General features: G+C 63.9%; 20 protein-coding genes. 13 read left to right on the plus strand and 7 right to left on the minus strand.

Annotated features, from left to right (window positions below):
- Positions 1-4 precede the first annotated feature (4 nt).
- The 4 genes from LB555_RS17445 to LB555_RS17460 all read right to left on the minus strand — a co-directional run bounded on the left by LB555_RS17445 (position 5) and on the right by LB555_RS17460 (position 4,355).
- The gene (locus LB555_RS17445) at positions 5-1,252 is read right to left on the minus strand and encodes an ABC transporter substrate-binding protein (protein ID WP_224683353.1); all 1,248 of its coding nucleotides are present in this window, start codon (positions 1,250-1,252) and stop codon (positions 5-7) included.
- Positions 1,253-1,365: 113 nt separating this feature from the next.
- Positions 1,366-2,511 carry an ABC transporter ATP-binding protein gene (locus LB555_RS17450; RefSeq protein WP_015318999.1) on the minus strand — a complete coding sequence of 382 codons (1,146 nt, stop codon included), beginning with the start codon at positions 2,509-2,511 and terminating at the stop codon, positions 1,366-1,368.
- 89 nt (positions 2,512-2,600) lie between these two features.
- Positions 2,601-3,551, minus strand: a complete 951-nt coding sequence (locus LB555_RS17455) for a PfkB family carbohydrate kinase (protein ID WP_015319000.1) — start codon at positions 3,549-3,551, stop codon at positions 2,601-2,603.
- Positions 3,552-3,554: 3 nt separating this feature from the next.
- A complete protein-coding gene (locus LB555_RS17460; RefSeq protein WP_015319001.1) occupies positions 3,555-4,355 on the minus strand; it encodes a class I fructose-bisphosphate aldolase in 801 nt (266 codons plus the stop codon).
- Positions 4,356-4,511: 156 nt separating this feature from the next.
- Between LB555_RS17460 and LB555_RS17465 the strand changes: the two genes are divergently transcribed.
- The 3 genes from LB555_RS17465 (at position 4,512) to LB555_RS17475 (ending at position 7,714) form a co-directional block, all read left to right on the plus strand.
- Positions 4,512-5,273, plus strand: coding sequence for a DeoR/GlpR family DNA-binding transcription regulator (locus LB555_RS17465; protein ID WP_015319002.1), 762 nt, complete (start codon positions 4,512-4,514; stop codon positions 5,271-5,273).
- Between the two features lie 262 nt (positions 5,274-5,535).
- Positions 5,536-6,684, plus strand: coding sequence for a Gfo/Idh/MocA family protein (locus tag LB555_RS17470; protein ID WP_015319003.1), 1,149 nt, complete (start codon positions 5,536-5,538; stop codon positions 6,682-6,684).
- 76 nt (positions 6,685-6,760) lie between these two features.
- Positions 6,761-7,714 carry an alpha/beta hydrolase gene (locus LB555_RS17475; RefSeq protein WP_015319004.1) on the plus strand — a complete coding sequence of 318 codons (954 nt, stop codon included), beginning with the start codon at positions 6,761-6,763 and terminating at the stop codon, positions 7,712-7,714.
- Here the strand turns inward: LB555_RS17475 and LB555_RS17480 are convergent.
- A complete protein-coding gene (locus tag LB555_RS17480) occupies positions 7,702-8,736 on the minus strand; it encodes a LacI family DNA-binding transcriptional regulator (RefSeq protein ID WP_015319005.1) in 1,035 nt (344 codons plus the stop codon). The two genes, LB555_RS17475 and LB555_RS17480, sit on opposite strands and share 13 nt — an antisense overlap.
- A gap of 258 nt (positions 8,737-8,994) precedes the next feature.
- Between LB555_RS17480 and LB555_RS17485 the strand changes: the two genes are divergently transcribed.
- Positions 8,995-9,948, plus strand: a complete 954-nt coding sequence (locus LB555_RS17485; protein WP_224523753.1) for a sugar kinase — start codon at positions 8,995-8,997, stop codon at positions 9,946-9,948.
- Positions 9,945-11,228 (plus strand): D-tagatose-bisphosphate aldolase, class II, non-catalytic subunit, encoded by a 1,284-nt coding sequence (locus LB555_RS17490; protein WP_224683354.1) that lies wholly within the window; start codon positions 9,945-9,947, stop codon positions 11,226-11,228. The genes LB555_RS17485 and LB555_RS17490 overlap by 4 nt, the downstream gene beginning before the upstream one ends.
- A gap of 219 nt (positions 11,229-11,447) precedes the next feature.
- On the opposite strand, the gene LB555_RS17495 is transcribed toward LB555_RS17490, so the two are convergent.
- Positions 11,448-12,377 (minus strand): aldose 1-epimerase, encoded by a 930-nt coding sequence (locus LB555_RS17495; RefSeq protein WP_224683450.1) that lies wholly within the window; start codon positions 12,375-12,377, stop codon positions 11,448-11,450.
- Between the two features lie 53 nt (positions 12,378-12,430).
- Here LB555_RS17495 and LB555_RS17500 point away from each other — a divergent pair, with 53 nt between their 5' ends.
- From LB555_RS17500 to LB555_RS17535, 8 genes are all read left to right on the plus strand, one after another.
- Positions 12,431-13,231 (plus strand): FadR/GntR family transcriptional regulator, encoded by an 801-nt coding sequence (locus LB555_RS17500; protein ID WP_224595545.1) that lies wholly within the window; start codon positions 12,431-12,433, stop codon positions 13,229-13,231.
- The gene (locus tag LB555_RS17505; protein WP_224582764.1) at positions 13,228-14,955 is read left to right on the plus strand and encodes an IlvD/Edd family dehydratase; all 1,728 of its coding nucleotides are present in this window, start codon (positions 13,228-13,230) and stop codon (positions 14,953-14,955) included. The genes LB555_RS17500 and LB555_RS17505 overlap by 4 nt, the downstream gene beginning before the upstream one ends.
- 11 nt (positions 14,956-14,966) lie before the next feature.
- Positions 14,967-15,746: an SDR family NAD(P)-dependent oxidoreductase gene (locus LB555_RS17510; RefSeq protein WP_224683355.1), complete on the plus strand. Its 780-nt coding sequence runs from the start codon at positions 14,967-14,969 to the stop codon at positions 15,744-15,746.
- 33 nt (positions 15,747-15,779) lie between these two features.
- Complete coding sequence (gene araD1 / locus LB555_RS17515) at positions 15,780-16,778, plus strand: AraD1 family protein (protein ID WP_140724501.1); 999 nt, start codon at positions 15,780-15,782, stop codon at positions 16,776-16,778.
- Between the two features lie 53 nt (positions 16,779-16,831).
- Positions 16,832-17,857 (plus strand): ABC transporter substrate-binding protein, encoded by a 1,026-nt coding sequence (locus LB555_RS17520; protein WP_023782299.1) that lies wholly within the window; start codon positions 16,832-16,834, stop codon positions 17,855-17,857.
- Between the two features lie 76 nt (positions 17,858-17,933).
- The gene (locus LB555_RS17525) at positions 17,934-19,037 is read left to right on the plus strand and encodes an ABC transporter ATP-binding protein (RefSeq protein ID WP_224683356.1); all 1,104 of its coding nucleotides are present in this window, start codon (positions 17,934-17,936) and stop codon (positions 19,035-19,037) included.
- A complete protein-coding gene (locus LB555_RS17530) occupies positions 19,034-19,906 on the plus strand; it encodes an ABC transporter permease (protein ID WP_224683357.1) in 873 nt (290 codons plus the stop codon). The genes LB555_RS17525 and LB555_RS17530 overlap by 4 nt, the downstream gene beginning before the upstream one ends.
- Entirely contained in the window at positions 19,903-20,703 is an 801-nt protein-coding gene (locus LB555_RS17535) for an ABC transporter permease (RefSeq protein ID WP_140724495.1), read from the plus strand. The genes LB555_RS17530 and LB555_RS17535 overlap by 4 nt, the downstream gene beginning before the upstream one ends.
- 3 nt (positions 20,704-20,706) lie before the next feature.
- On the opposite strand, the gene LB555_RS17540 is transcribed toward LB555_RS17535, so the two are convergent.
- Entirely contained in the window at positions 20,707-22,101 is a 1,395-nt protein-coding gene (locus LB555_RS17540) for an FAD-binding oxidoreductase (RefSeq protein WP_224683358.1), read from the minus strand.
- Positions 22,102-22,310: the final 209 nt, after the last annotated feature.

The raw sequence follows: 22,310 nt of genomic DNA on the forward strand, positions 1-22,310 counted from the left end.
AGGGTCAGAATTTCGCTATCCAGCCCTTTTGCGCGGCAGCGGCTGCTTCTTCCGGCGTTTGCTCGCCGGCAAGCATCTTTTGAGCCTGCACGTCGAACTGGGTCATCAGGTCTTCAGCCACCGGCAGGCCCGTGAACTCGTTGGCGAGATAGCCGGTCTTGAAGATCTCGAAAGCCTTGCCGAAAGCCTTGTCGGAGGTCACGAAATCGGGCTTGGCGTTGACGTTGCCCGGGAAGGCGTTGGCAAGCGAGACGAGCTTGGCGTTCACCTTTTCGCTCATCAGATACTGGACGAGTTTCCAAGCCTCCTCCTGATGTTTCGAGGCAGCGGAGATGCCGATGCCCCAGGAGGCATAGGGAAGGCCGCGCTTGCCCGTATAGCCCTCCACAACCGGGACCGGGATGAGGTCGAAGTTCAGCTTGGGATTGCGCTTGCGGATGAGGTTCACATGCGCGAGCGAGTCGATCATCATCCCGACGCGGTCGTTGACGAATTCCTCGACTTTTTCCTGTTCGGTCTTGGTGGCGATGCCGGGCGAGATGGTGCCGGCGTTATTGAGCGATTTGACGAAGGAGAGCATATCCACCACCGGTTTGCCCTCGAGGGCGGGCTTGCCGTTCGCCATCATCGACTGACCCGAAGCCCAGACCCACGACATCATGTCGTTCTGGACACCGGAAGGCGTTTGCAGCGACAGAGGCAGCACCCAGCCATACTGGTTCTTGTCGGCGTGCGTCATCTTCTTGGCGGCTTCGAGAAATTCCGCGCGCGTCGACGGCAGCTTGGTCACGCCTGCCTGGGCGGCAAGGTCCAGATTGACGAAAACCGGATAAACGAACGAGGCGACCGGAAACATCACCGCCTTGCCGTCGACCTTGATGATATCGGCGACCTGGCTCTTGTCGAACTTGCTCGCATCCATCATCGGGTTCATGTCGGCGAGTGCGTTCTGCGCGTTCAGATTGTTCACCCAGGCGCCGTCGAGGCCGACGACGTCGCTGAGCGTTCCGGTTGCAGCCCCAACCGAGATCTGGTCCCGCGTGGTCGCGTAGGGGCCGCTGACCAGCGTCACCTTGATTCCGGGGTTTGCGGCCTCGAAGCCATCCATGATTGCCCTGAGCGAGCCGGCCGGCAGTTCGGGCTCCCACCATTGGGTGAATTCCAGCGTCGTGTCCGCCATGGCACCGGTTGCGCCAAGCAACCACGCGGCCGCGGCTATTTTCAGCATCGCGGATTTCATATGAAACGTCATATTCTCCTCCTTCTCTTTTATGATCGACCGCACAATGCCGCCGATCGTCTGGTTATTCAGAAGTCTTCTTACGCGGACGCCTCGCCCTCGCCCGCGGGCCTTGCCACGGATGTTCAGATCGCCAGATGCGTCTCGGGATCGAAGAAATGGAGCTTGGCATCATCCAGGGCCACCCGGATTTCCGAACCGGAGCGGGCTGCGCTGACCGGTTCGAATTTCGCCACCGCGTTCGACGCCCGGCCGAAATCCTCCACCGCGTCCGGGTCGCCGGAATCTACCCGGACCGCGTCGATGTTCAGGTGGACGATGTGCTCGGATCCGAGTTCTTCGATCGAGGTCACCTTTGCCGGGATCGTCTGGTACTTGCGACCGGATTCGAGGCTGCTGTCATAGAGATGCTCCGGTCGAATCCCGAACACGACCTTGCGTCCCGCATACGATCTCAAGCCCGGCCTGCGGACGAAGGCCTCATCCTGCAGCCGGATGGCGAAGGTGCCGGAAATCAGGTCGTCGCCCGCCAGGGTCGCCTCGAAAAGGTTCATCGAAGGAGAACCGATGAAGCCGGCGACGAAGGCGTTCACCGGCGATTCATAGAGTCTCTTGGGGGTGTCGACCTGCTGCAGCACGCCGCCTTTCAGCACCGCGACCCTGTCCCCCATCGTCATCGCTTCGGTTTGGTCGTGGGTGACGTATATGGTCGTGACGCCCAGCTGCTTTTGCAGGCTGGTGATTTCGGCGCGCATTTGAACACGCAGTTTCGCGTCCAGATTCGAAAGGGGCTCGTCCATGAGAAAGGCGGCCGGGTCGCGCACCATGGCGCGGCCCATGGCAACCCGTTGACGCTGTCCGCCTGAAAGATTCGCGGGTTTGCTGTCCAGCAGCGACGTCAGCTGCAGGGTTTTGGCGATCTCGTCGACGCGCTTCTTGCGCTCGGCCTTTGGCTTGCCTGCCAGCCTCATCGAAAAAGCAATGTTTTCGAACACGGTCATATGCGGGTAGAGCGCGTAACTCTGGAAGACCATCGCGATGTCGCGGTCCTTGGGCGGCATGTCGACGACGTCGATGCCGCCGATCCGAAGGCTGCCGCTGGTAATGTCCTCCAACCCAGCGATCATCCGCAACGCGGTGGATTTGCCGCAGCCTGACGGCCCGACGAGAATCAAAAACTCGCCGTCCTCGACCGACAGGTTCAAGTGGTCGATCGCGTTAAAATTGTTCCCGTAGGTTTTGCAGATATTCTCAAGAATGACTTGAGCCATATTCCTCCCTCCACAAGTCCAGCCCGCCGATTTTTATAGTTCTCCTTGGCTTATGTTCGCCTGCGAAATATTTGCTCGGACAGTTCAGGCTATGTACCAGTATCGAGCGGCGCATATTTCAGTTCGACTGCCGACGGCGCGTTCGTCGATGCAAGGAATTCCGTGACCTGGCCGTCGGTCGGCAGCGCCTCGCGCCCGCCCCGCCCCGTTATCGAAAGGGCCGCCGCCGCGGCCGCGAACGCGACCCGGCGTGGGGTGTCGGCCCCGCGCGTCAATGCCAGGGCATAGGCGCCATGAAAGCAGTCACCGGCGCCGGTCGAATCGACAACGGCAACCCGATGGGGAGGCAGGTGCCAGAGCCCTTTCTCGTCGCGTCCGCGATAATAGACGCCCCTGCCGCCATCCGTCAGAACCACGGCGGACCGCGACGGCAACCACAATGCATCGAGTATCTCGGCGGGCGAGCGGCACCCTGTGGCGATCCGCGCAAAGCCGAGGGGAAGAATGAGGTGGTCGCAGAGCGCGATCAGCTTCTCGGTGGCTGGGCCTCTGCTCCATTCGATATCGCCGAGGATCGCAAGGCCGAGATCGCGAGCCCGAACCACGACATCCAGCGACCGGATCGCGTAACTATCGACGATCAGGACTGTCGCGCGGCTGAGGACCTCGTCCGGAAAGTCCGGCGCGGTGCCCAGCATCGCTTCGTCGTCATAGGCGATGAACCGCTCCCCATCCGAGCCGACGGTGATCCGCGAGCGCACCGGGCGTGCGTGCGGGTGGCGCGGCGCGAATGCAGTTTCAACACCGCTCGCAACGAGATCGCACAGCACGGCGTCGTCCGCGGCACTGCCCAGCCATCCGACGAACCCGGCGGTGCCGCCGAGCCGCGCGACGGCGGCAAGGGCCGTCGCGACATTTCCGCCGAAAGCCCGGGCGCTTTGCAGAACCTTCCCCTTGCCCGCCGACAACGGCTGATCGACATAGACGATGTCGTCGATCGCAATAGCTCCGAAGCCGAGGATTGAAGGGACGGCGGGCATCGTTCAGGCACCCGCCCTTGCCAGGGCGTCTTGCGCCGAAAGGCCGTCATGGATGACGCCCCGAAAGGCTATCGCTGCTTTCTCCGGATCGCCATGCCCCCAGAGATTGCGGCCCACCACGGCACCGCGCGCACCGGCACGGATGGCGTCCGCCGTCTGCTGGAGGGCGCCGAGCAGCGTATCGGTCTTCGGGCCACCCGCGATCACAACCGGCACCGGGCATGTCCGAACGGTCTCTCGGAACGATTCGAAATCTCCCGTGTAACCGATCTTGATCACGTCGACGCCAGACTCGTAGCCGATGCGCGCCGCATAGGCGATCTCGTCGGGGGTGAAGACGATTTTTGCCCCGTCGGTGAAATCGCGAGGATAGATATGCGCGACCACCGGCATGCCGTAGCGGGCCGCTGCATTCACCGAATCGGTCAGCCAGCGTATGTATTTGCCCTCGGTCGCGCCGCGTACCGGAATGGCCACGGCCAAGGCATCGGCGCCGGCGCGCACGGCATCCTCGGGCGTTGCGATCAGCTCACAGATGCGATCGTCCGGGGTGAAGCAGCCGGCCTGGATCACCAGGCAGGCCTTGCCCGCGTATTGCGGCCATAGATGGCGCGCTGTGCCAGGCTGGATGCTGACGTAGTCGGGTTTGCCCACCATGACGCGGGCGAGCGCACCGGGCAGATCGGCAAGACCGCCTTTGCGCACGTCGCCATAGCCGACAAAGTGGTCGACCGCGCCGCCAAAAAGATTGCCCGATGGATGCGAGAAGAGGCGCGCAAGGCGCACCTGGGTTCCGAGGCTCATGAGTGCAAAATTCTCCAATCGATTGATTTCCAAATCCTGGATCCAGTGTTTTCGAAAGAAAGGATAAATGCAATCTTTCGAAATCTTTCGAATTCGCGTATTTTCGGTAGCGTGAGCCGAGGCCAGGGCTTGGCATATGGAGGCAAGGACAAGGCAATGTTGTCAGAGCAGAGACGCCAATCGATCCTGTGTGAGGTGCAACGCAGCGGACAGGTTCGCATCAAGGACCTGTCAGACGATTTTGGCGTGTCGGAAGTCACGGTCCGCTCCGACCTCGAGATACTGGACCGCAAGGGACTGCTGACCAAGACCCGTGGAGGGGCGGTGACCCGGACCACGGATTCGACCACGGCCGCGTTCGCCCGCCGGATGCAAACCAACCTCGATGCGAAGAAACGCATCGCCCGGGCAGCGGTAGAGCTGTTCGAGGACAACCAGTCGGTCATCTTCGACGGCGGCTCGACATTGATGCAGGTTGCCATGCAGCTACCGCCGCTCAACAATGTCGTGGTCGCGGCCACGGCGATGAATATCGTGCAGCATCTGATGCATCGGCCCGGGCTCGACGTTCACATGATCGGTGGCCGGGTCTATCCAGACACGGTGAGCACGCTGATTACCGATGCCGACACGGCTCTCGGCGGCTTGGTAGCGCATCAGGTCTTTGTCGGAGCGCATGCGATCGACTCGTCACTGGATGTGGTCGACGTGAACGAAGACATGGCGCGAACGAAGCGAATCCTCGTGCGCATGGCCCGGCGCGTTGTCCTCCTGGCGGATTCGAGCAAATGGGGCGTCAGCGGGACCTCCAAGGCCTTTTCGCTGTCGGGCGTCGATGTGGTGATCACCGACGATGGCCTGCCCGGTCCAATACGCAGCCAGCTTGATAGGATCGGGGCCATGGTGATCTATGCCTGAACCCGTCGCGATTCCTGGCCGCCCTCGAAATATCCGAGGCCGAATGACCCGCGGGCTTCGGCGCCCGCGATCGGCCGGTTTTCATGTCCGTCATTTTCTCCTCCCAGGGCCAGCAGCCTCCCGACACCGCACCAGCATTTCCGCATGTTCTATAAAAATTTTACGCGCGTCAATATTTAAAACGTTGTATAGCCATTTCGAGCCCGATCCGGCACCGTCGCGACGATCGGGCAGACGTGATCGCATTGGGAGGTACGACAGAATGCAGGCAAACTCACAAGCCAAACTCGGCATCGGTGTCATCGGATGCGGCAACATCTCGATGACGTACCTGCGCAATGCCGCGCTTTTCGGCGGCATCGAATTGCGCGCCTGCGCCGATATTTCAGCCGAGATGGCGGCGCTGCGAGCCAAGGAATACGGTATCCGGCCCCTTGACGTCGATGCGCTGCTGGCCGATCCCGAGATCGACCTCGTCCTCAACCTGACCATTCCGGCGGCGCATTTCGATATTTCATTCTCCGCCCTTTCGGCGGGAAAGCATGTCTTCACTGAAAAACCGCTCGCAACCTCGGCCGGCGACGGCCGCCGCCTGGTGGCGGAGGCGGCCAAACGCGGCCTGCTGCTCGGCTCGGCTCCGGACACTTTCCTTGGCGCAGCCGGACGCAAAGCGCGCCGCCTGATGGACGAGGGCGCCATCGGCCGCCCTGTCACCGGCACCGCCTTCATGATGGGGCGCGGCATGGAGCGCTGGCACCCCAACCCGCAATTCTATTATCAGCCGGGCGGCGGCCCGGTGTTCGACATGGGTCCCTATTATCTGACCATGCTGGTCAATCTGCTCGGCCCGGTCGCACGCGTCATGGCGATGGTGACACGCGGCCAAGAGGAACGCCTGATCACGGCCGAAGGGCCGTTCAAGAACACCAAATTCAAGGTCGGCACGCCGACCAGTGTGCTGTCGCTGCTCGAATTCCGCTCCGGCGCGACCGTCACTTTCGGCGCGTCATGGGATGTCTTCAGGCATTCCAATCATCCGATCGAACTGCACGGCACGGAAGGCTCGCTGCGGCTGCCCGACCCGGATACGTTCGGCGGCACGGTGTCGCTGTCGGAACGCGGCGCCGACTGGAAGGATTTCGCCAGCGAAGGCGAACTCTACGGCGCCTGCAACTGGCCTTACGCGGCGCCCGACCGCGCCAACTACCGCATGCTCGGCGTCGCCGACCTGGTGCGTTCGCTGCAGACAGGCGCGACGCCCCGCGCTTCCGGCAATCTGGCGCTGCATGTGCTGGAGATCATGGAAGCGATCCTGCATTCGGGCGAGACGAAAAGTCCGGTCGCCATAGCAGGTGACGTCGTCCAGCCGGCCCTGCTTGGCGAAGACGAGGCGCGCGGCCTGCTCGCCTAAGCGTTCCTTGTTTCACGCAATTCCGGACGGAAAACCGCTGCACACTTTTCCTGGAATTGCTTTGACGGAGATGACGATGACGCTCGACCCAGATGCGCTGCGTGCCCTGGAAATCGGCCGTGCCGCCGGCGGCGAACCCTTCGAGAATGACAGCGTCGCGGCGGCGCGGGCCACGTACAACGCTTCGTTCCCGACGCTGCAGGGCGAGCACGAGCCGGTCGCGGCAACCGAGCAGCAGCAGATCGACGGGCCGAACGGCCCGGTGACGATCCGCATCCATCGCGGTATCGGCGCGCCGCGGACGGGGGCGCGCGCCGTGCTCTATCTGCATGGTGGCGGCTGGGTGATCGGCAATCTCTCCTCGCATGACGATATCTGCCGCTGGCTGGCCAATCTCGGCAACGCCGTCGTCGTCTGTCCCGATTACCGGCTGGCGCCGGAGCACAAGTTTCCCGCCGGGCTCGAGGATTGCGCGGCAGCGCTGCGCTTCATGGCCGCTGGAGAACTCGGCATCGACCCTACCCGTATTGCCGTCGCTGGCGACAGTGCCGGCGGCAACCTTGCCGCCGTGCTGGCATTGCTCGCCCGCGACAGGCTGGCGCCGCCGCTCGCCGCCCAGATCCTGATCTATCCCAACACCGATGCCCGCCAGACGGCGGACAGCTACCGGCGTTTCGGCGAAGGCTTCGGACTCACCGCCGCCACCATGGCCTGGTTCCGCGACCACTATGTGCGAACGCCCGATGATATCGCGGACTGGCGCGTATCGCCGCTGCTGGCCTCCAGCCTCGCCGGCGCACCGTCGGCCTTCGTCGTGATCGCCGGCCACGACATCCTTGCCGACGAAGGCACGGCCTATGCCGAGCGCCTGCGCGCCGACGGAGTGCCGCTGGCGTTGCGACACTGGCCGGGTCAGATCCACGGCTTCGTCTCGATGGGCCGCCACATCCTGGCCGCGCGGCAAACGGTAAGCGAGGCGGCGGCCTGGCTCCGCCTACAGACGCCGGAGCCGATCACTCAGGCCGACTGACGCATCACCAGGGTGGCGCCAAGCTTGACGTTGCGCGCCAGATCATGGCCGGACGGATCGGCCTCGTCCAGCAACGCCAGCAGGATCTCGACGCTGCGGCCGGCCATGGCGGCGAAGTCCTGTGCCATGGTGGTCAGCGCGGGACAGGTGTAGCGGCTCAACGGATGATCATCGTGGGCGGCGACGCGAAAATCGCAATCGGCGCGGCGGCCGATCTTCAGCCCGCGCGAAAAGGCGGCCGCCATCACACCGAAGGCGAGACGGTCATTGGCGCAGAGCAGCGTGCGGGCCGGCAGGCCGCCTTTCTCCAGCGTCCTGTCCATCCATTCGTGGCCGATGCGCTCGAAGTCCCAGCTATAGTCGCCCGCCGCCTTGAGAACGGTGGGCTCCAGGCCCGCGGCCTGCATCGCGTCGATATAGCTCTGCAGGCGTTCGCCCGAATTGTGGTTGACGTGCGGGATGTCGACATAGACAGGCGGTTCGCCGGACCGGCAGAGATAATCGACGATGGTCGAGGTGCTCTGGTGGTTGTCATTCCCGACGAATGGCGTGTCGCCTTCGATATAGGTGTCGAAATAGACGATCGGGATGTCCTCGCTCATCCGTTCGAAGACGCCGGGTTCGGAGACCAAGCCCAAGGGCGCGACGATAGCACCCGCGACCTTCAGCGACATCAGCGTCCTGACCGATTCCGCCTCCAGTTTCGGCGAACCGTGCGAGGAGATGACGATCGGCCAAAACCCTTCGTCGCGACAGCGCCGTTCGATGCGGCTGACCATCTCGGCGTAGAACGGATCGGTGATCGCCGGTACGACGATGCCGACATTGCGGGTGCGCTTGCGGTTGAGGTTGCGGGCAAAAACATTCGGCTGATAGTCGGACGAACTAAGCGCCGCCTCGATGCGCGCCCGGGTCGCCGGCTTCACGCTGGCCGGATCGTCGAAATACTTCGACAGGGTCGGCCGCGAAACGCCGGACGCCCTGGCGAAATCATCCATCGTCCGGTGGGTCTTTTCCGCCATCTATATTTCAGGCCCCTTATCCTCGATGCCAGCCTTAACGCTCTGGCGAGAATCAGTCTTGCGATCGTCGCGGTGAGGCAGCATTGCTTGAGCCAACTTATTCAGTCAAATTTCCACGGTTTCCAGTACAACGCAGAAGCATTGCGCACGTCAAATTATTTATTGACGCTCCGAAAACGACAACTTAGGTTTTGAACATGCACGGATAAAGGAATTTCTGGCCAAGCGGAGGCCGTCCGTCCGGCAGATGGTGAGGACATGAAGAAACTGGTTTGTGCCGGCGAGATCCTGGTCGAGATCATGGCCGAGCGGATCGGCCAGAGTTTTCGCGCTCCCGGCCCGCTGGTCGGTCCGTTTCCCTCGGGCGCTCCCGCCATCTTCGTCGATCAGGCGGCGCGGCTCGGCCAGCCGGCGGGGCTGATCGCGGCAGTGGGCGACGACGATTTCGGCCATTTGAACATCGAGCGCCTGCGTGCCGACGGCGCCGACATCTCGGCCATCACCGTCCATCAGGGTGCCGCGACCGGAACCGCCTTCGTCACCTATGAGAGCGATGGCAGCCGGCACTTCGTCTACAACATCAAGCAGAGTGCCGCCGGCCTGATCGAGATGGGCGCGGAAGCGCGCGCGCTGCTGGCCGGCGCCGACCATTTTCACGTCATGGGGACATCTCTGTTCTCGCCCGAGGTGATCGAAATTGCCCGCAACGGGATCGAAGCCGTCAAGACGCGCGGCGGCACGGTCTCTTTCGACCCCAACATCCGCAAGGAGATGCTCGATCTACCGGGCATGCGCGACGCCTTGCTCTTCGTGTTGTCAAAGACCGACGTGTTCCTGCCGAGCGGGCCGGAACTCTTCACCTTTGCCGAGGCAAACCACGAGGAAAGTGCGGTACGCGAAATGCTGGACCGCGGCATCTCCACTATCGTCGTCAAGAAGGGCGCGCAGGGCGCCGTCCACTACGACCAGTCGGGGCGCACAGCCTCACCCGGCTTCGTCGTCGAGGAAATCGATCCGACCGGCGCCGGAGACTGCTTTACCGCGGCCTTCGTCTCCTTCTGGCTGCGTGGAGAGGCACCGGAAAGGGCACTGCGAATAGCCAATGGCTGCGGCGCGCTGGCGGTGACGAAGAAGGGACCGATGGAGGGTATCGCCTCGCTCGCCACCGTTGAGGCGTTCATCGAGACCGCCCGGACCGGAGCACCGGCATGAGCCAGGCGACCGATCGACTGGCTGGCATCGCCACGCGCCGTGCGGCCGGCGAACGCTGTGGCATCACCTCGATCTGCTCGGCCCATCCGCTGGTCGTCGAAGCGGCGCTGCGCCACGGCAAGGCGCGCGGCGCCGATGTGCTGATCGAGGCCACCTGCAACCAGGTCAACCACGAGGGCGGCTATACCGGCATGACACCGCGCGATTTCCGCCGCTTCGTCGAGACGATCGCCGGAAAGGCCGGCTTTCCCCTGGACAGGCTGGTGCTCGGCGGCGACCATCTGGGCCCCAATCCTTGGAAGCACCTGCCGGCGCCCGAGGCGATGGAAAAAGCCGCACGCATGGTGGATGCCTATGCCGAGGCCGGCTTCACAAAGATCCACCTGGACGCCAGCATGGGCTGCGCCGGCGAAGGCGCGGCATCGCCCGACGCCACCATCGCCGCGCGCGCCGCCGAACTGGCCGAGGTGGCGGAGGCCGCGGTTGAACGAACAGGCGGCACCAGGCCTGTCTATGTCATCGGCACGGAAGTGCCGGTGCCGGGCGGCGCACAGGAGGCCATGGACCATCTGGCGGTGACGACACCGGAGGCTGCGGGTGAGACGGTTCGCATCCACCACGATGCCTTTAGACGGCGCGGCCTCGACCAGGCTTTCTCGCGGGCGATCGGCGTCGTCGTGCAGCCGGGCGTCGAATTCGGCAATGCCGAGGTCATCACCTACCGGCCGGAACGCGCCCGGGCGCTTGCCGGCACCCTGCGAGACCTGCCGCAATTCGTCTTCGAGGCCCACTCGACCGACTACCAGCCCGCTGCGGCGTTGAGCGCGCTGGTCGACGATGGTTTTGCCATACTCAAGGTCGGGCCCTGGCTGACCTTCGCGCTGCGGGAAGCCCTCTACGGCCTGAGCCATATCGCCGACATTCTGGTTCCCGATCCATCGCGGGAAAGCCTGCCGGCGGCCATGGAGCGCGTCATGCTGGCGGCGCCCGGCAATTGGAAGAATTACTATCACGGCTCCGAGGCCGAGCAGCGGATCGAGCGGCATTTTTCCTACAGCGACCGTATCCGCTACTACTGGCCTGCGCCGGCGGCGCGGCAGTCCGTGAACGCGCTGATGCAGGCGCTGGGCGAGCGCGACATCCCCTCACCCCTGATCAGCCAGTATCTCGGCCGCCTCGACAGCGCGGTAGCGAGCGGATCCGTCGCGCCAAAGGCCAGGGAACTCCTCATCGCAGGCGTGACGGACGTTCTCGACATCTATGCCAGCGCAACCGGCTGATCCCGACTTTCATGGCTGTGGCACCAGGGCGCGCGTGGTGCGGCGCAACGCCAGATCGCGATGCGCGTCAGCGGCGGCGTCAAGGGCTCCGGCTATGGTTGCTTCGGCGGCAAGGCCTCGATCGCCGAATTCACCGATTTGCGCCGCGTGACGATCGAGGACCCGGGCCAGCACTATCCGTTCTGCAATGGCCTCGCTTCGGGCAAGTCGCGGCGAAGATCAAACAGCCAGCGACGGTATAAAGCGGACGCTTGCGGATTGTTTCTGGCCAGGGGCCAGCACAATGCAACCGGTGTCGATCTCCTTGTCGCCCCTCCGGTTGAAAGCATCGGTAATGTTGCTGACCGGCTCGGCGCAAAAGAACGGTTCGCCCGGCGGCGTGTAGAGGGCGAGGAAGTCGAGCGGCGCCTCTGCCTCAATGTCCAGCTGCCGCCCGTGTTCGGGCCAGGTAATCCGGGCGCGGCGCGCCCATCCGGTGAAGACCGTGTCGAACTCCACTTCCGATACGTCAAAGCCGATGGATGGATCGGCCCCCACGGGCGGCGGGACATGCCGGATGGGCAGCACCTCCGCATCGGTTTCCCACATGCCTGATACCCGTGCCTGGACATGCGTCCACGGTGTCGACGGGAAGTAAGGATGGAGACCGAGGCCAACCGGCATCGGCGCGTCCGACAGGTTGCGCATGGTAATGGTCATGCAAAGCCTGCCTTCGGCCAGCGAGATCACTTGCTCGGCTTCGTAGCTCCATGGCCAGGAATCGACGGCGTGGCGATAGCGCAGGACGATCATGCTCGCTTCATGGCTCACGACGGCCCACGGGTGACGCCAGCCATGGCCGTGCTCATGATGTGGATCGTCCGGGACCGTCGGCAATTGAATGGGGCGCCCCGCGAATTCAAAGCGGCCATTCCTGATGCGGTTGGAATAGGGCACGAGCGGAAAGCAGGCCATGGCGCCGGCATCGCCATGGCCGATCGCCGCCGGGTGAGCCGCACGCAGCCAATCCACGGCCGAACCATCCCGCCACCATCGATACGACGCCAGCGCTCCACCAGCGGCGGGAGCAATTTCGACCGTCGCGATGCCGTCGCTGATCGAGACCAGTTCCGTGTGCTGCGCGACGGCCACAGCGAAATTCTTTGTCATCGGCACTCCCCCAATCCCTTGACTCCAATCCCCACGCCTATAAGACATATCATATGAATAGTATGAAGAATAGAAAATCATTCAGCACAGCCCGCACGTCACGAGTCGCGGTCGCGGTTTCCAGCGGTTCCACCGCGCTGCACGCCACGGTCGTCGAGCAGATCGGGCTGCGCATCGTGCAGGGCGACTTCCTGCCCGGCGAGGCGCTGCCTAATGCCGACGATTCCAGCGAGATGCTGGGGGTCAGTCGCACCGTGCTGCGCGAGGCGATCAAGGTGCTGGCGGGCAAGGGGCTGGTCGAATCCAGGCCGAAGACCGGCACGCGGGTGCGTCCTCGCGCCGATTGGAATTTCCTCGACCCCGACGTCCTGTCCTGGCGCTATACCGGCGGTGTCAGTGCGGAGGATGTGCGGGCGCTGTTTGAACTGCGCCGCGCCATCGAGCCGATGTCGGCGGCCCTTGCCGCGCAGCGTGCGACGCCGGCTCAGATCGCCGAGATCCATGCAGCGCTGGCTGAAATGGAAGCACTGAGCGATGACGGAGACCGCTTCGCTAAGCCCGATCTGGTGTTCCACCAGACCATATTGCGCATGACCGGCAACGAGCTGATCGGCTCGCTGGCCGCACTGGTCGAGACCGCGTTGGTAATGAGCTTTCGCCTCTCCAACGACAATCCGGAAGGGCAGCGCCATTCCTTGCCGCTGCACCGGGAAGTCGCCGAGAAGATTGCCGACGGCGACGCCGCCGGCGCGCAAAAGGCATTGCTGGTGCTTATCGACAATGCCGAGGATGACGTGCGCCGCAGCGTCGAGAACCGCAACAAACGCCGCAACGAGCGGGGCCTGCAATCGTGACCGAGACCAAACGCAAATTGCGGTCGGAAGCCTGGTTCGGCGGTGAAGGCAAGAACGCTTTCATGCACCGCAGCTGGATGAAGAACCAGGGCATTCCCGCTGACGCTTTCGACGGCCGCCCGGTGATCGGCATCTGCAACACGTGGTCGGAACTGACCCCCTGCAATGCGCATCTGCGGGCGCTCGCCGATCACGTCAAGCGCGGCGTCTATGAGGCCGGCGGCCTGCCGTTCGAATTTCCCGTGATGTCGCTGGGCGAGAGCAACATGCGCCCCACCGCCATGCTGTTTCGCAACCTGGCGAGCATGGATGTCGAGGAATCCATCCGCGGCAATCCGATCGACGGCGTCATCCTGCTTGTCGGTTGCGACAAGACCACGCCGGCGCTCTTGATGGGGGCTGCCTCGTGCAACCTGCCAACCATCGCCGTCTCCGGTGGGCCGATGCTGAACGGCAAGTTCCGCGGACAGGATATCGGCTCGGGCACGCATGTCTGGAAATTCGCCGAGGAGGTCAAGGCCGGCCGCATGCCGGTCGCCGACTTCCTTGCCGCCGAGCAGGGCCAGAGCCGGTCGGCCGGCAGCTGCATGACGATGGGCACCGCCTCGACCATGGCCAGCATGGTGGAGGCGCTCGGCATCGGCATGCCCGACAACGCCGCGATCCCGGCGGTGGATTCGCGCCGAAGCGTGCTTGCCCAGTTGGCCGGACGGCAGATCGTCGATCTTGTCCACCGCGACGTGACGATTGCAAAGATCCTTACCAGGCAAGCCTTCGAGAATGCCATTCGCGTCAATGGCGCGATCGGCGGCTCGACCAATGCGGTGCTGCATCTGATCGCCATCGCCAACCGGGTCGGTGTCGATCTCGGCCTCGATGACTGGGACCGCCTTGGCCGCGGCGTGCCAACCATTGTCGACCTGATGCCGTCGGGCCGGTTCCTGATGGAAGATTTCTACTATGCCGGGGGGCTAGCTGCGGTCATGGCGTCGCTTGATGAAGTGGGGCTTCTTCATCGCGACGCCATGACCGTCAGCGCCAAGACCATCGGTGAACTGATCGACGGCGCGCCCAACTATAACCGTGAGGTCATACGGCCGCTGCGCGAGCCGCTGACCAAGGAGGGCGGCATCTCGATCCTGCGTGGCAATCTGGCGCCCAACGGAGCGGTCATCAAGCCGTCCGCGGCAACGCCCGAACTGATGCAGCATCGCGGCAAGGCGGTCGTTTTCGAGAACATCGAGCATTACCATGCCCGCATCGACGATCCGGAGCTGGATATCGACGCCTCCTCGGTGATGGTGCTGAAGAATTGCGGACCGCGCGGTTATCCCGGGATGGCCGAGGTCGGCAACATGCCGCTGCCAGCCAAGCTGCTCAGAGAAGGCGTTTCCGACATGGTGCGCATTTCGGACGCGCGCATGAGCGGTACCGCCTACGGCACGGTGGTGCTGCATGTGGCGCCGGAGGCCGCGGCCGGTGGTGTGCTGGCCCTGGTGCGCGACGGCGATCTCATCGAGCTCGACGTCGCCGGCCGCCGTCTCGAGCTTTTGGTTTCGGACGAGGAACTGGCGATCCGCCGCCGTGACTGGAAGCCGCCGGAGCCGCCGCAGGGTGGCTACCAGAGCCTCTATGTCGAGCGCGTGCTGCAGGCCGACAAGGGCTGCGACTTCGACTTTCTCGTCGGTCGGCGCGATGCCGGCATTCCCCGGCATTCCCATTAGAGAGGGGCGCGATGACGGATCAGATCGGCAGCTACGCGACCTACCCCAGCCTGAAGGGCCGCAGCGTGTTCATAACCGGCGGCGGCAGCGGCATCGGTGAAAGCCTGGTGCGCCATTTCTGCGCGCAAGGCAGCCGCGTCGCCTTCGTGGATCTGGCCGAGGAGCCTTCACGGCGCCTGGTCGATGCGATCGCGGCCGAAGGGCATGCCGCGCCGCTATTCATTCCCTGCGACCTGCGCGATGTCGAGCAGCTGCAGGCGGCGACCGTCGAGGCGATGCGGCACAACGGCCCGATCCAGGTGCTGTGCAACAATGCCGGCAATGACGACCGCCACCAGACCAAGGACGTCACGGTGGCCTATTGGGACGACCGTATGGCGGTCAATCTGCGCCACCAGTTCTTCGCCGCCCAGGCGGTGCGCCCGCAAATGGGCTCGCTGGGCGGCGGCTCGATCATCAATTTCGGTTCCATTACCTGGATGGTCGGCGATCCCGACTGCCCTGCCTATGTCACCGCGAAAGCCGCTGTCTACGGCATGACGCGGGCGCTGGCCCGCGAACTCGGCCCCGAGCGCATCCGCGTCAACTGCATGGTGCCTGGCTGGGTGATGACAGAGCGCCAGATGCGGCTATGGCTGAACCCCGCCGGCGAACGCCAGATCGCGGAGCGGCAGTGCCTGCCCGACCGGCTGCAGCCATCCGACATTGCGCGCATGGCGCTGTTCCTCGCCGCCGACGACAGCCTGATGTGCACGAGTCAACAGTTCATCGTCGACGCGGGCTGGGTGTGACCCCGTACGGCCTCTAGGGAAGAAGGGTATTTCATGCGTCTTGTTCAGTACACAACGATCGATGGCGGCAGGCGGGTCGGCCGCGTTTCCGATGACGGCAATCGCCTGCATCCACTCGACAAGACAAGCACCGTGCTGGAGCTCGCCGAAGCGGCGATCGCCCAGGGTGCATCGATCGCGGCGCTGGTCGAGAAGCGGACGGGTGCGGCCACGATCGACTATGGCGAACTGCTGCGCGATGGCCGCGTGCTCGCTCCCGTCGACCATCCGGAACCGGCGCGCTTCCTGGTCACCGGCACCGGCCTCACCCACACCGGAAGTGCCGCCGCGCGCGACAAGATGCATGTGCTGACCCATGGCGAGGACGCCGAGGAATCGGATTCGCTGAAGATCTTCCGCATGGGCCTGGAAGGCGGCAAGCCCGGCGCCGGCAAGATCGGCATCCAGCCCGAGTGGTTCTTCAAGGGCGTCGGCACCTGTGTCGTGCCGCCTGGCGCCGATCTGCCGATGCCTGCCTTCGCGAAAGCCGGCGCCGAAGAAGCCGAGATCGTCGGCCTTTACCTCAATGGGCCGGATGGCCGCCCCTATCGCATCGGCTATGCGCTGGGCAACGAATATTCCGACCATGTGACGGAGGCCGAGAACTACCTCTATCTCGCCCACTCGAAACTCCGCTCCTGCTCGATCGGACCGGAGCTTCTGATCGGCGACCTGCCCGAAGAAGTGCGTGGCCATTCCCGCATTCTGCGCGACGGCACTGTTATCTGGGAACAGGAATTCCTGTCGGGCGAAGCGCACATGTCGCATTCGATCGCCAATCTCGAACACTTCCATTTCCGCTACCCGATGCACCGCAGGGCGGGCGACCTGCACGCCTATTTCTTCGGAGCGGCGGTGATGAGCTACGCCTCCGGCGTCAAGACGGCTTCCGGCGACGAGTATGAAATCCAGGCACAGACATTCGGCAAGCCGTTGCGCAACCGGATGGTGTCGGTGCCGGACGAGGGACTGGTCGCCGTCACCCAGCTGTGACGGCGATAGCCCCGGAAATTACGGTCCACCAGAACGACAATGGGAGATTAAAAATGGGACTGAAGAAAGCGTTTCTGAGACTAGCGACCATCGGGCTCGGCATCGGCCTGATGACGTCGGCGGCGCTGGCCGCGAACCTTCGCGTGCTGGCCTGGGACGGTTATGCCGACCCGGACTGGGTGAAGGACTTCACCGCCGCCACCGGCATCGGCGTCGATGTCGTCTTCATCGGCAGCGATGACGAAATCTGGGCCAAGATCAAGGGCAGCGAAGGGCAGGACTTCGACGTCTTCGCCGTCAATACCGCCCAGTTGCAGCGCTACATCAAGGCCGATCTGGTGTCGCCGATCGACATCACCAAGCTGCCGAACCAGAAGGACGTGCTGCCGCGCTTCCGCGATCTGTCTCAGGTCAGCGGCGACACCAAGGACGGCAAGGTCTACGGTATTCCGTTCTGCTTCGATTCCATCGGGCTGATCTACGACACCGACAAGGTCAAGCCGGCGCCGACCTCGATGTCCGTCCTGTGGGATCCGGCCTACAAGGGCAAGATCCTCGCCTACGACAATGGCGAGCACAATTTCTCGTTCACCGCGCTGACGCTCGGCTACAAGGATCCGTTCAACCTCGACGAAAAACAAATGGCGGCGGTCAAGGCCAAGCTGGTCGAGCTCAAGCGCAATGTGCTGAGCTTCTACACCACCGCCGACGAGGCGCAGCAGATCTATCAAAACAATGACGTTGCGCTGATCTGGGCCAATTATGGCCAGCAGCAGGTGAAGGCACTGCAGAAGATCGGCGCCCATGTCGCCTACGTCAATCCGAGCGAAGGCGCGCTTGCCTGGCTCGACAACTGGGTGATCTCCAAGGGTGTCCGCGACAATGCCGCGGCCGAGAAATGGATCGACTTCATGCTGACGAAGAAGGTCAGCGGCGCGCTTTCCGAGCGCACCGGATTCGGCAACACGGTGGTCGAGTCGAGCAGTGCGGGCGGCAACGACAAGCTGGTCTGGCTCAACAATGTCGAGGATCCGCTCAAGCGTTCGGACTTGTGGAACGAGGTCAAGGCGACGCCCTGATCCCTTCCGCGCCTGACTTCGAAGGACCCGGCGGTCCGGACGTTCCGGACCGCCGAAGCGTATGCGAGAATATCCCATGAGCCAGAACACCGACCTCTTGACGCTGCGGTCCGTCTCGAAATCCTACGGCACGGTTCCCGTGCTGCACGACATCGACCTGTCGCTCCGGGACGGTGAGTTCCTCACCGTCCTTGGACCGTCGGGTTCGGGCAAGACGACGGTCCTGCGGCTGATCGGGGGGCTGGAGCCGCTGACGTCAGGCGAGATCCGGCTGGACGGCCAGGACATCAGCCGCATGCCGATCAACAAGCGGCCGTTCAACACGGTGTTCCAGGACTATGCGCTGTTCCCCCATATGACCGTCTCCGGCAATGTCGGCTATGGGCTTTCGGTGCGCCATATCAAGCGCAAGGAGATCGCCAGCCGCGTGGCGCAAGCCCTCGATCTGGTGCAGCTCGGACGTTTCGCCGAGCGCTTTCCGGCACAGCTTTCCGGCGGCCAGCGCCAGCGTGTCGCGCTCGCCCGGGCGCTGATCTGCCAGCCGCGCCTGATCCTGCTCGACGAGCCGCTGGCGGCACTCGATCTCGAATTGCGCCGGCAGATGCAGGAGTTCCTGAAATCCATCCAGCGCGAGATCAAGACCACCTTCCTGTTCGTCACCCACGACCAGGAAGAAGCGATCGGCATGGCCGATCGGATCTGCGTCATGCAGGCCGGCCATATCCGCCAGCTCGGCACGCCGCATGAGCTCTACTACAAGCCGAATTGCGAATTCGTGGCGCGCTTCTTCGGCGAGAACAATCTGGTGGCCGGAAAGCTCGGTCCGGTGCAAGGCGAGCAGCGACCGATCGAGACGGCACTCGGACGGTTGGTCTGCTCGATCGGCGACCAGCCGCATCTGAAGATTGCCCCGGATGGCGCCGCGGCTTTCGCGGCGTTCCGCCCCGAAGCCTTGCATCTCGCGGACGCCCGTGATGGCGCCAATCGCTTTTCCGGTGCCATTGTCGATCTCGCCTTTGCCGGCTCGTCGACGGTCGCCACGATCATGGCGGGGGCGGACGATGCCGCGCAGCGCCTGCGGCTGCGCATGCCGAGCCGGATCGACGGCAGCATCTTGAAATCCGGCGAGACGGTCTCGCTTTCGTTTGCGCCGCATGAAGGCCATCTGGTGCTGGCATGAGCGGAACCGGCTCGACACACGCCGCGCAACGGCGACTGTCAGGGCTGGTGACGGTGCTGGCATTCGCCTTGCCGGTTATCTTCGTCCTCGTGCCGCTGGCAATCTTCCTGGTCTACAGTTTCTTCAGCGTCGACCAGGGTACGATCGTCCATGCACCGACGCTCGGCAACTATGTCAGGTTTTTCACCGACCCGATCTTTCTGCCGGTGTTCTGGAACACCATCGTGCTGTGCGTATCGGTGGCCGTCATCTGTATCCTTCTCGCCTATCCCGCCGCCTACTTCCTGACGACGCTGAAAGGGCGGTGGCGCTATGCCCTGCTGATGTTGCTGCTGGTGCCACTGCTGATGAGCTACGTCATCAAGATCTACGCGATCCGCAGCATCCTCGGCCTCAACGGCTTCCTCAACAAGGCGCTGGTGGCGCTCGGCATCCTGGATCAGCCATCGACGCTTTTCGTCTTCAACATGAACGCGATCCTCTTGACGCTGAGCCTGCTTTTGATCCCGTTCGCCATCCTGCCGATCTTCCTGTCGCTGGAGCGGATCCCGCAGACCTTGCTGCGCGCCTCGGATGACCTGGGCGCCAGCAGCCTGCAGACATTCCTGCGCATCACCTTGCCGCTGAGCCTGCCCGGCGTCGCCTCGGCGGCGAGCTTCGTCTTCGTACTGGCGATCGGCGATTTCCTGACGCCTCAGATGGTCGGCGGGATCAGCGGCTTCACCTTCGGCCGCATCCTCTACAGCCAGTTCGGCACGGCCTATAACTGGCCGTTCGGCGCCGCGCTGTCGGTGGCGCTTGCGATCGTGGTGATCGCCGCCATTCTCATTGGCGAACGGTTCGGGCGCAGCCGGGGGACGTCGGTATGAGCGCGCTGCCCCGGCCTTCCACTGTCTTCCTGGCCGCGATTACGACGCTGGTCGCGGTACTGCTTTACAGCCCACTGTTCGTGCCGATCGTGTCGTCGTTCTTCACCATTTCGCATGGCAATGTCGACTGGTCGTCGCCGACCTTTTCGACCTATGTGGCGCTGGCTGAAAACCATGACATCCTGACCGCGTTGCGCACCACGCTGATCGTCGGCGTCTGTACCGTGATCCTGTCGGTGGTCAGCGGGACGCTGCTGGCGCTCTACTATCACGGCCGCCGCTCGGGACGTTCGGTTCTGCAGTTCATCATCTTCCTGCCATTCCTGATGCCGCCTATCATCAGCGGCCTGGCGCTGCTGATCTTCTTCCGCGAGATCGGCCTCGAACGCTCGCTGCTGACGGTTGTCATCGGCCACACCGTGTTCGTGCTGGCGATCGTCTACCGCACTGTGCTGATGCGGCTGCAGTCGATGAGCCGCACGCTGGTCGAAGCATCCTACGATCTCGGCGCCAGCGGTTGGCAGACCTTCTGGCGCATCATCCTGCCGAACCTGTCGAGCGCCATGGTCGGCGGCGCCATCCTGGCCTTCGCGCTGTCGTTCGACGAGACCATGATCACCATCCTGGTCACCGGCACGCAAAGCACGCTGCCGGTCCGGCTGTGGGCGATGATGCGTCTAGGCTTCTCGCCCGACATCAATGCGCTGGTGGCGCTGATCCTGATGTTCACCGTGCTGCTGTGCGTGCTCGCCGCCCGTTTTCTCATTCCCAGGCAAATGGCGACGGAACGTACCTGAGTTTCAAGCGGTTGGGTCAAGGTCGAAGACTCGTCCGGGATTGAGGATGTTCTTCGGATCGAGCGCCGTCTTCAGCCGCCGCATCGTGGCGATCTCGGCGTCACTGCGCACCAGATTCAGCCACCGCTTCTTATCGAGGCCGATGCCATGCTCGGCCGACACGCCACCTCCGGCCGCCGCCACGCCGCGATAGATGATACCGTAGGCCGCCGCCGGGTCCGCCGTCAGCACCTGATAGTGCAGGTTGCCGTCCCCGAGATGGCCGAAGACGTAGATGTCGGCACCGGGATCGACCGCGCGGATGGCGGCATCCGCTTCTTGCAGGAACGCCCCCATTCGCGCCAACGGGATGCTGATGTCGACGCCGATCAGGCCTTTCATCGAAAACAGGACGCGGTTGGCGTCCTCCCGCACATCCCACAGCGCGCGGAATTCGCGCGGCGATTGGGAGACGACAACATCGTCGACGACGCCGTCCTCGACCGCCTGCATCAAGACCTCGGCGAAGCGCTCGCCGTCACGTTCTGGCTCGCTGCCCTGGATTTCGGCCAGCACATAGACGGGTGATCCGGCCGGAAGCGGCGCCGGCATGGCCATGCTGGCGACCATGACGTCATAGAGCGGCGCGATATTGACCTCATAGGCGGACAAAAGCGGGCCGAGCTTTTGCCGCAGCAGCCCAAGCAGGCCAATCGCCGCATCGAGCGAAGGCAGCGCGCAGAAGGCGTTCACCTCGGATGCGGGCTTGGGATGCAGCCGGAGCGCGGCGCGGGTGACGACGCCAAGCGTCCCTTCCGCGCCGATGAAGAGTTGGCCGAGGTCGTAGCCGGAATTGTCCTTGGGCAGGCCTTTGAGCGACGTCAGCACGGTGCCATCGGCGAGTACCGCCTCCAGCCCCAGCACCTGTGCCCGGTACATGCCATAACGCAGCACGCGGATGCCGCCGGCATTGGTGGCGATGTTGCCGCCGACCGTGGCGGAGCCCCGCGCGCCGATATCGACGCCGAACATCAGCCCGGCGCCGTCGGCCGCTTCCTGCACCGATTGCAGCGTCGCGCCAGCTTCGGCGACGATGGTGGCGGCTTGACAATCCGGGGCGGCAAGGCCGGTCATGCGTTCCAGCGACAGCACGACCTCGCCCGGCTGGACGCGCGCGCCACCGGCCAGCCCGGTGCGCCCGCCCTGGACGACGACCGGCTGGCCAAGAGCGTTGCACGCGGCGAGTGCCGCCGCGACACCCTCGGCATCGCGCGGGCGCAGCACGGCTTCGGGAAGCACGCCGAGCTTGCCGTCGGGATCGTCACGATAGCGCTGGTCCACGTCGGAGCCGGCGAGCACGCCGCCCGCGCCCAGCCTGTTGCCAAGCGCGGAGAGCAGCCGTTGTATTTCAGGTGACATCCGGCTCAGGCGCCTGCGTGACAGGGCGCATCATCAGCGTCCAACAACCGGATCGCCCGATGAGTATCCTTGTCCAGCACGCTCGCCATCCCCTGAATTGCAGCCGACCAATCCTAATCGCGCCCGCTTGTCGTGCAAGCGATATCGAGCTGCCTCAGACTATGCCGGCATCGATCGCGATGGGCGAGATCGATGCCGGAAGTACAGCG

This window comes from Mesorhizobium sp. BR-1-1-10 (genome assembly GCF_020165595.1).
GTDB classification, from domain to species: domain Bacteria; phylum Pseudomonadota; class Alphaproteobacteria; order Rhizobiales; family Rhizobiaceae; genus Mesorhizobium; species Mesorhizobium australicum.

Excerpts from the sequence above, each read along its gene's own strand:
- LB555_RS17510 (WP_224683355.1), top strand. The coding sequence starts at position 14,967 with ATGACGGATCAGATCGGCAGCTACGCGACCTACCCCAGCCTGAAGGGC.
- LB555_RS17460 (WP_015319001.1), bottom strand. The coding sequence starts at position 4,355 with ATGAGCCTCGGAACCCAGGTGCGCCTTGCGCGCCTCTTCTCGCATCCA.
- LB555_RS17500 (WP_224595545.1), top strand. The coding sequence starts at position 12,431 with ATGAATAGTATGAAGAATAGAAAATCATTCAGCACAGCCCGCACGTCA.
- LB555_RS17525 (WP_224683356.1), top strand. The coding sequence starts at position 17,934 with ATGAGCCAGAACACCGACCTCTTGACGCTGCGGTCCGTCTCGAAATCC.
- LB555_RS17540 (WP_224683358.1), bottom strand. The coding sequence starts at position 22,101 with ATGTCACCTGAAATACAACGGCTGCTCTCCGCGCTTGGCAACAGGCTG.
- LB555_RS17450 (WP_015318999.1), bottom strand. The coding sequence starts at position 2,511 with ATGGCTCAAGTCATTCTTGAGAATATCTGCAAAACCTACGGGAACAAT.
- LB555_RS17445 (WP_224683353.1), bottom strand. The coding sequence starts at position 1,252 with ATGACGTTTCATATGAAATCCGCGATGCTGAAAATAGCCGCGGCCGCG.
- LB555_RS17530 (WP_224683357.1), top strand. The coding sequence starts at position 19,034 with ATGAGCGGAACCGGCTCGACACACGCCGCGCAACGGCGACTGTCAGGG.
- LB555_RS17480 (WP_015319005.1), bottom strand. The coding sequence starts at position 8,736 with ATGGCGGAAAAGACCCACCGGACGATGGATGATTTCGCCAGGGCGTCC.
- LB555_RS17465 (WP_015319002.1), top strand. The coding sequence starts at position 4,512 with ATGTTGTCAGAGCAGAGACGCCAATCGATCCTGTGTGAGGTGCAACGC.
- LB555_RS17495 (WP_224683450.1), bottom strand. The coding sequence starts at position 12,377 with ATGACAAAGAATTTCGCTGTGGCCGTCGCGCAGCACACGGAACTGGTC.
- araD1 (WP_140724501.1), top strand. The coding sequence starts at position 15,780 with ATGCGTCTTGTTCAGTACACAACGATCGATGGCGGCAGGCGGGTCGGC.
- LB555_RS17455 (WP_015319000.1), bottom strand. The coding sequence starts at position 3,551 with ATGCCCGCCGTCCCTTCAATCCTCGGCTTCGGAGCTATTGCGATCGAC.
- LB555_RS17485 (WP_224523753.1), top strand. The coding sequence starts at position 8,995 with ATGAAGAAACTGGTTTGTGCCGGCGAGATCCTGGTCGAGATCATGGCC.
- LB555_RS17520 (WP_023782299.1), top strand. The coding sequence starts at position 16,832 with ATGGGACTGAAGAAAGCGTTTCTGAGACTAGCGACCATCGGGCTCGGC.
- LB555_RS17490 (WP_224683354.1), top strand. The coding sequence starts at position 9,945 with ATGAGCCAGGCGACCGATCGACTGGCTGGCATCGCCACGCGCCGTGCG.
- LB555_RS17535 (WP_140724495.1), top strand. The coding sequence starts at position 19,903 with ATGAGCGCGCTGCCCCGGCCTTCCACTGTCTTCCTGGCCGCGATTACG.
- LB555_RS17470 (WP_015319003.1), top strand. The coding sequence starts at position 5,536 with ATGCAGGCAAACTCACAAGCCAAACTCGGCATCGGTGTCATCGGATGC.
- LB555_RS17475 (WP_015319004.1), top strand. The coding sequence starts at position 6,761 with ATGACGCTCGACCCAGATGCGCTGCGTGCCCTGGAAATCGGCCGTGCC.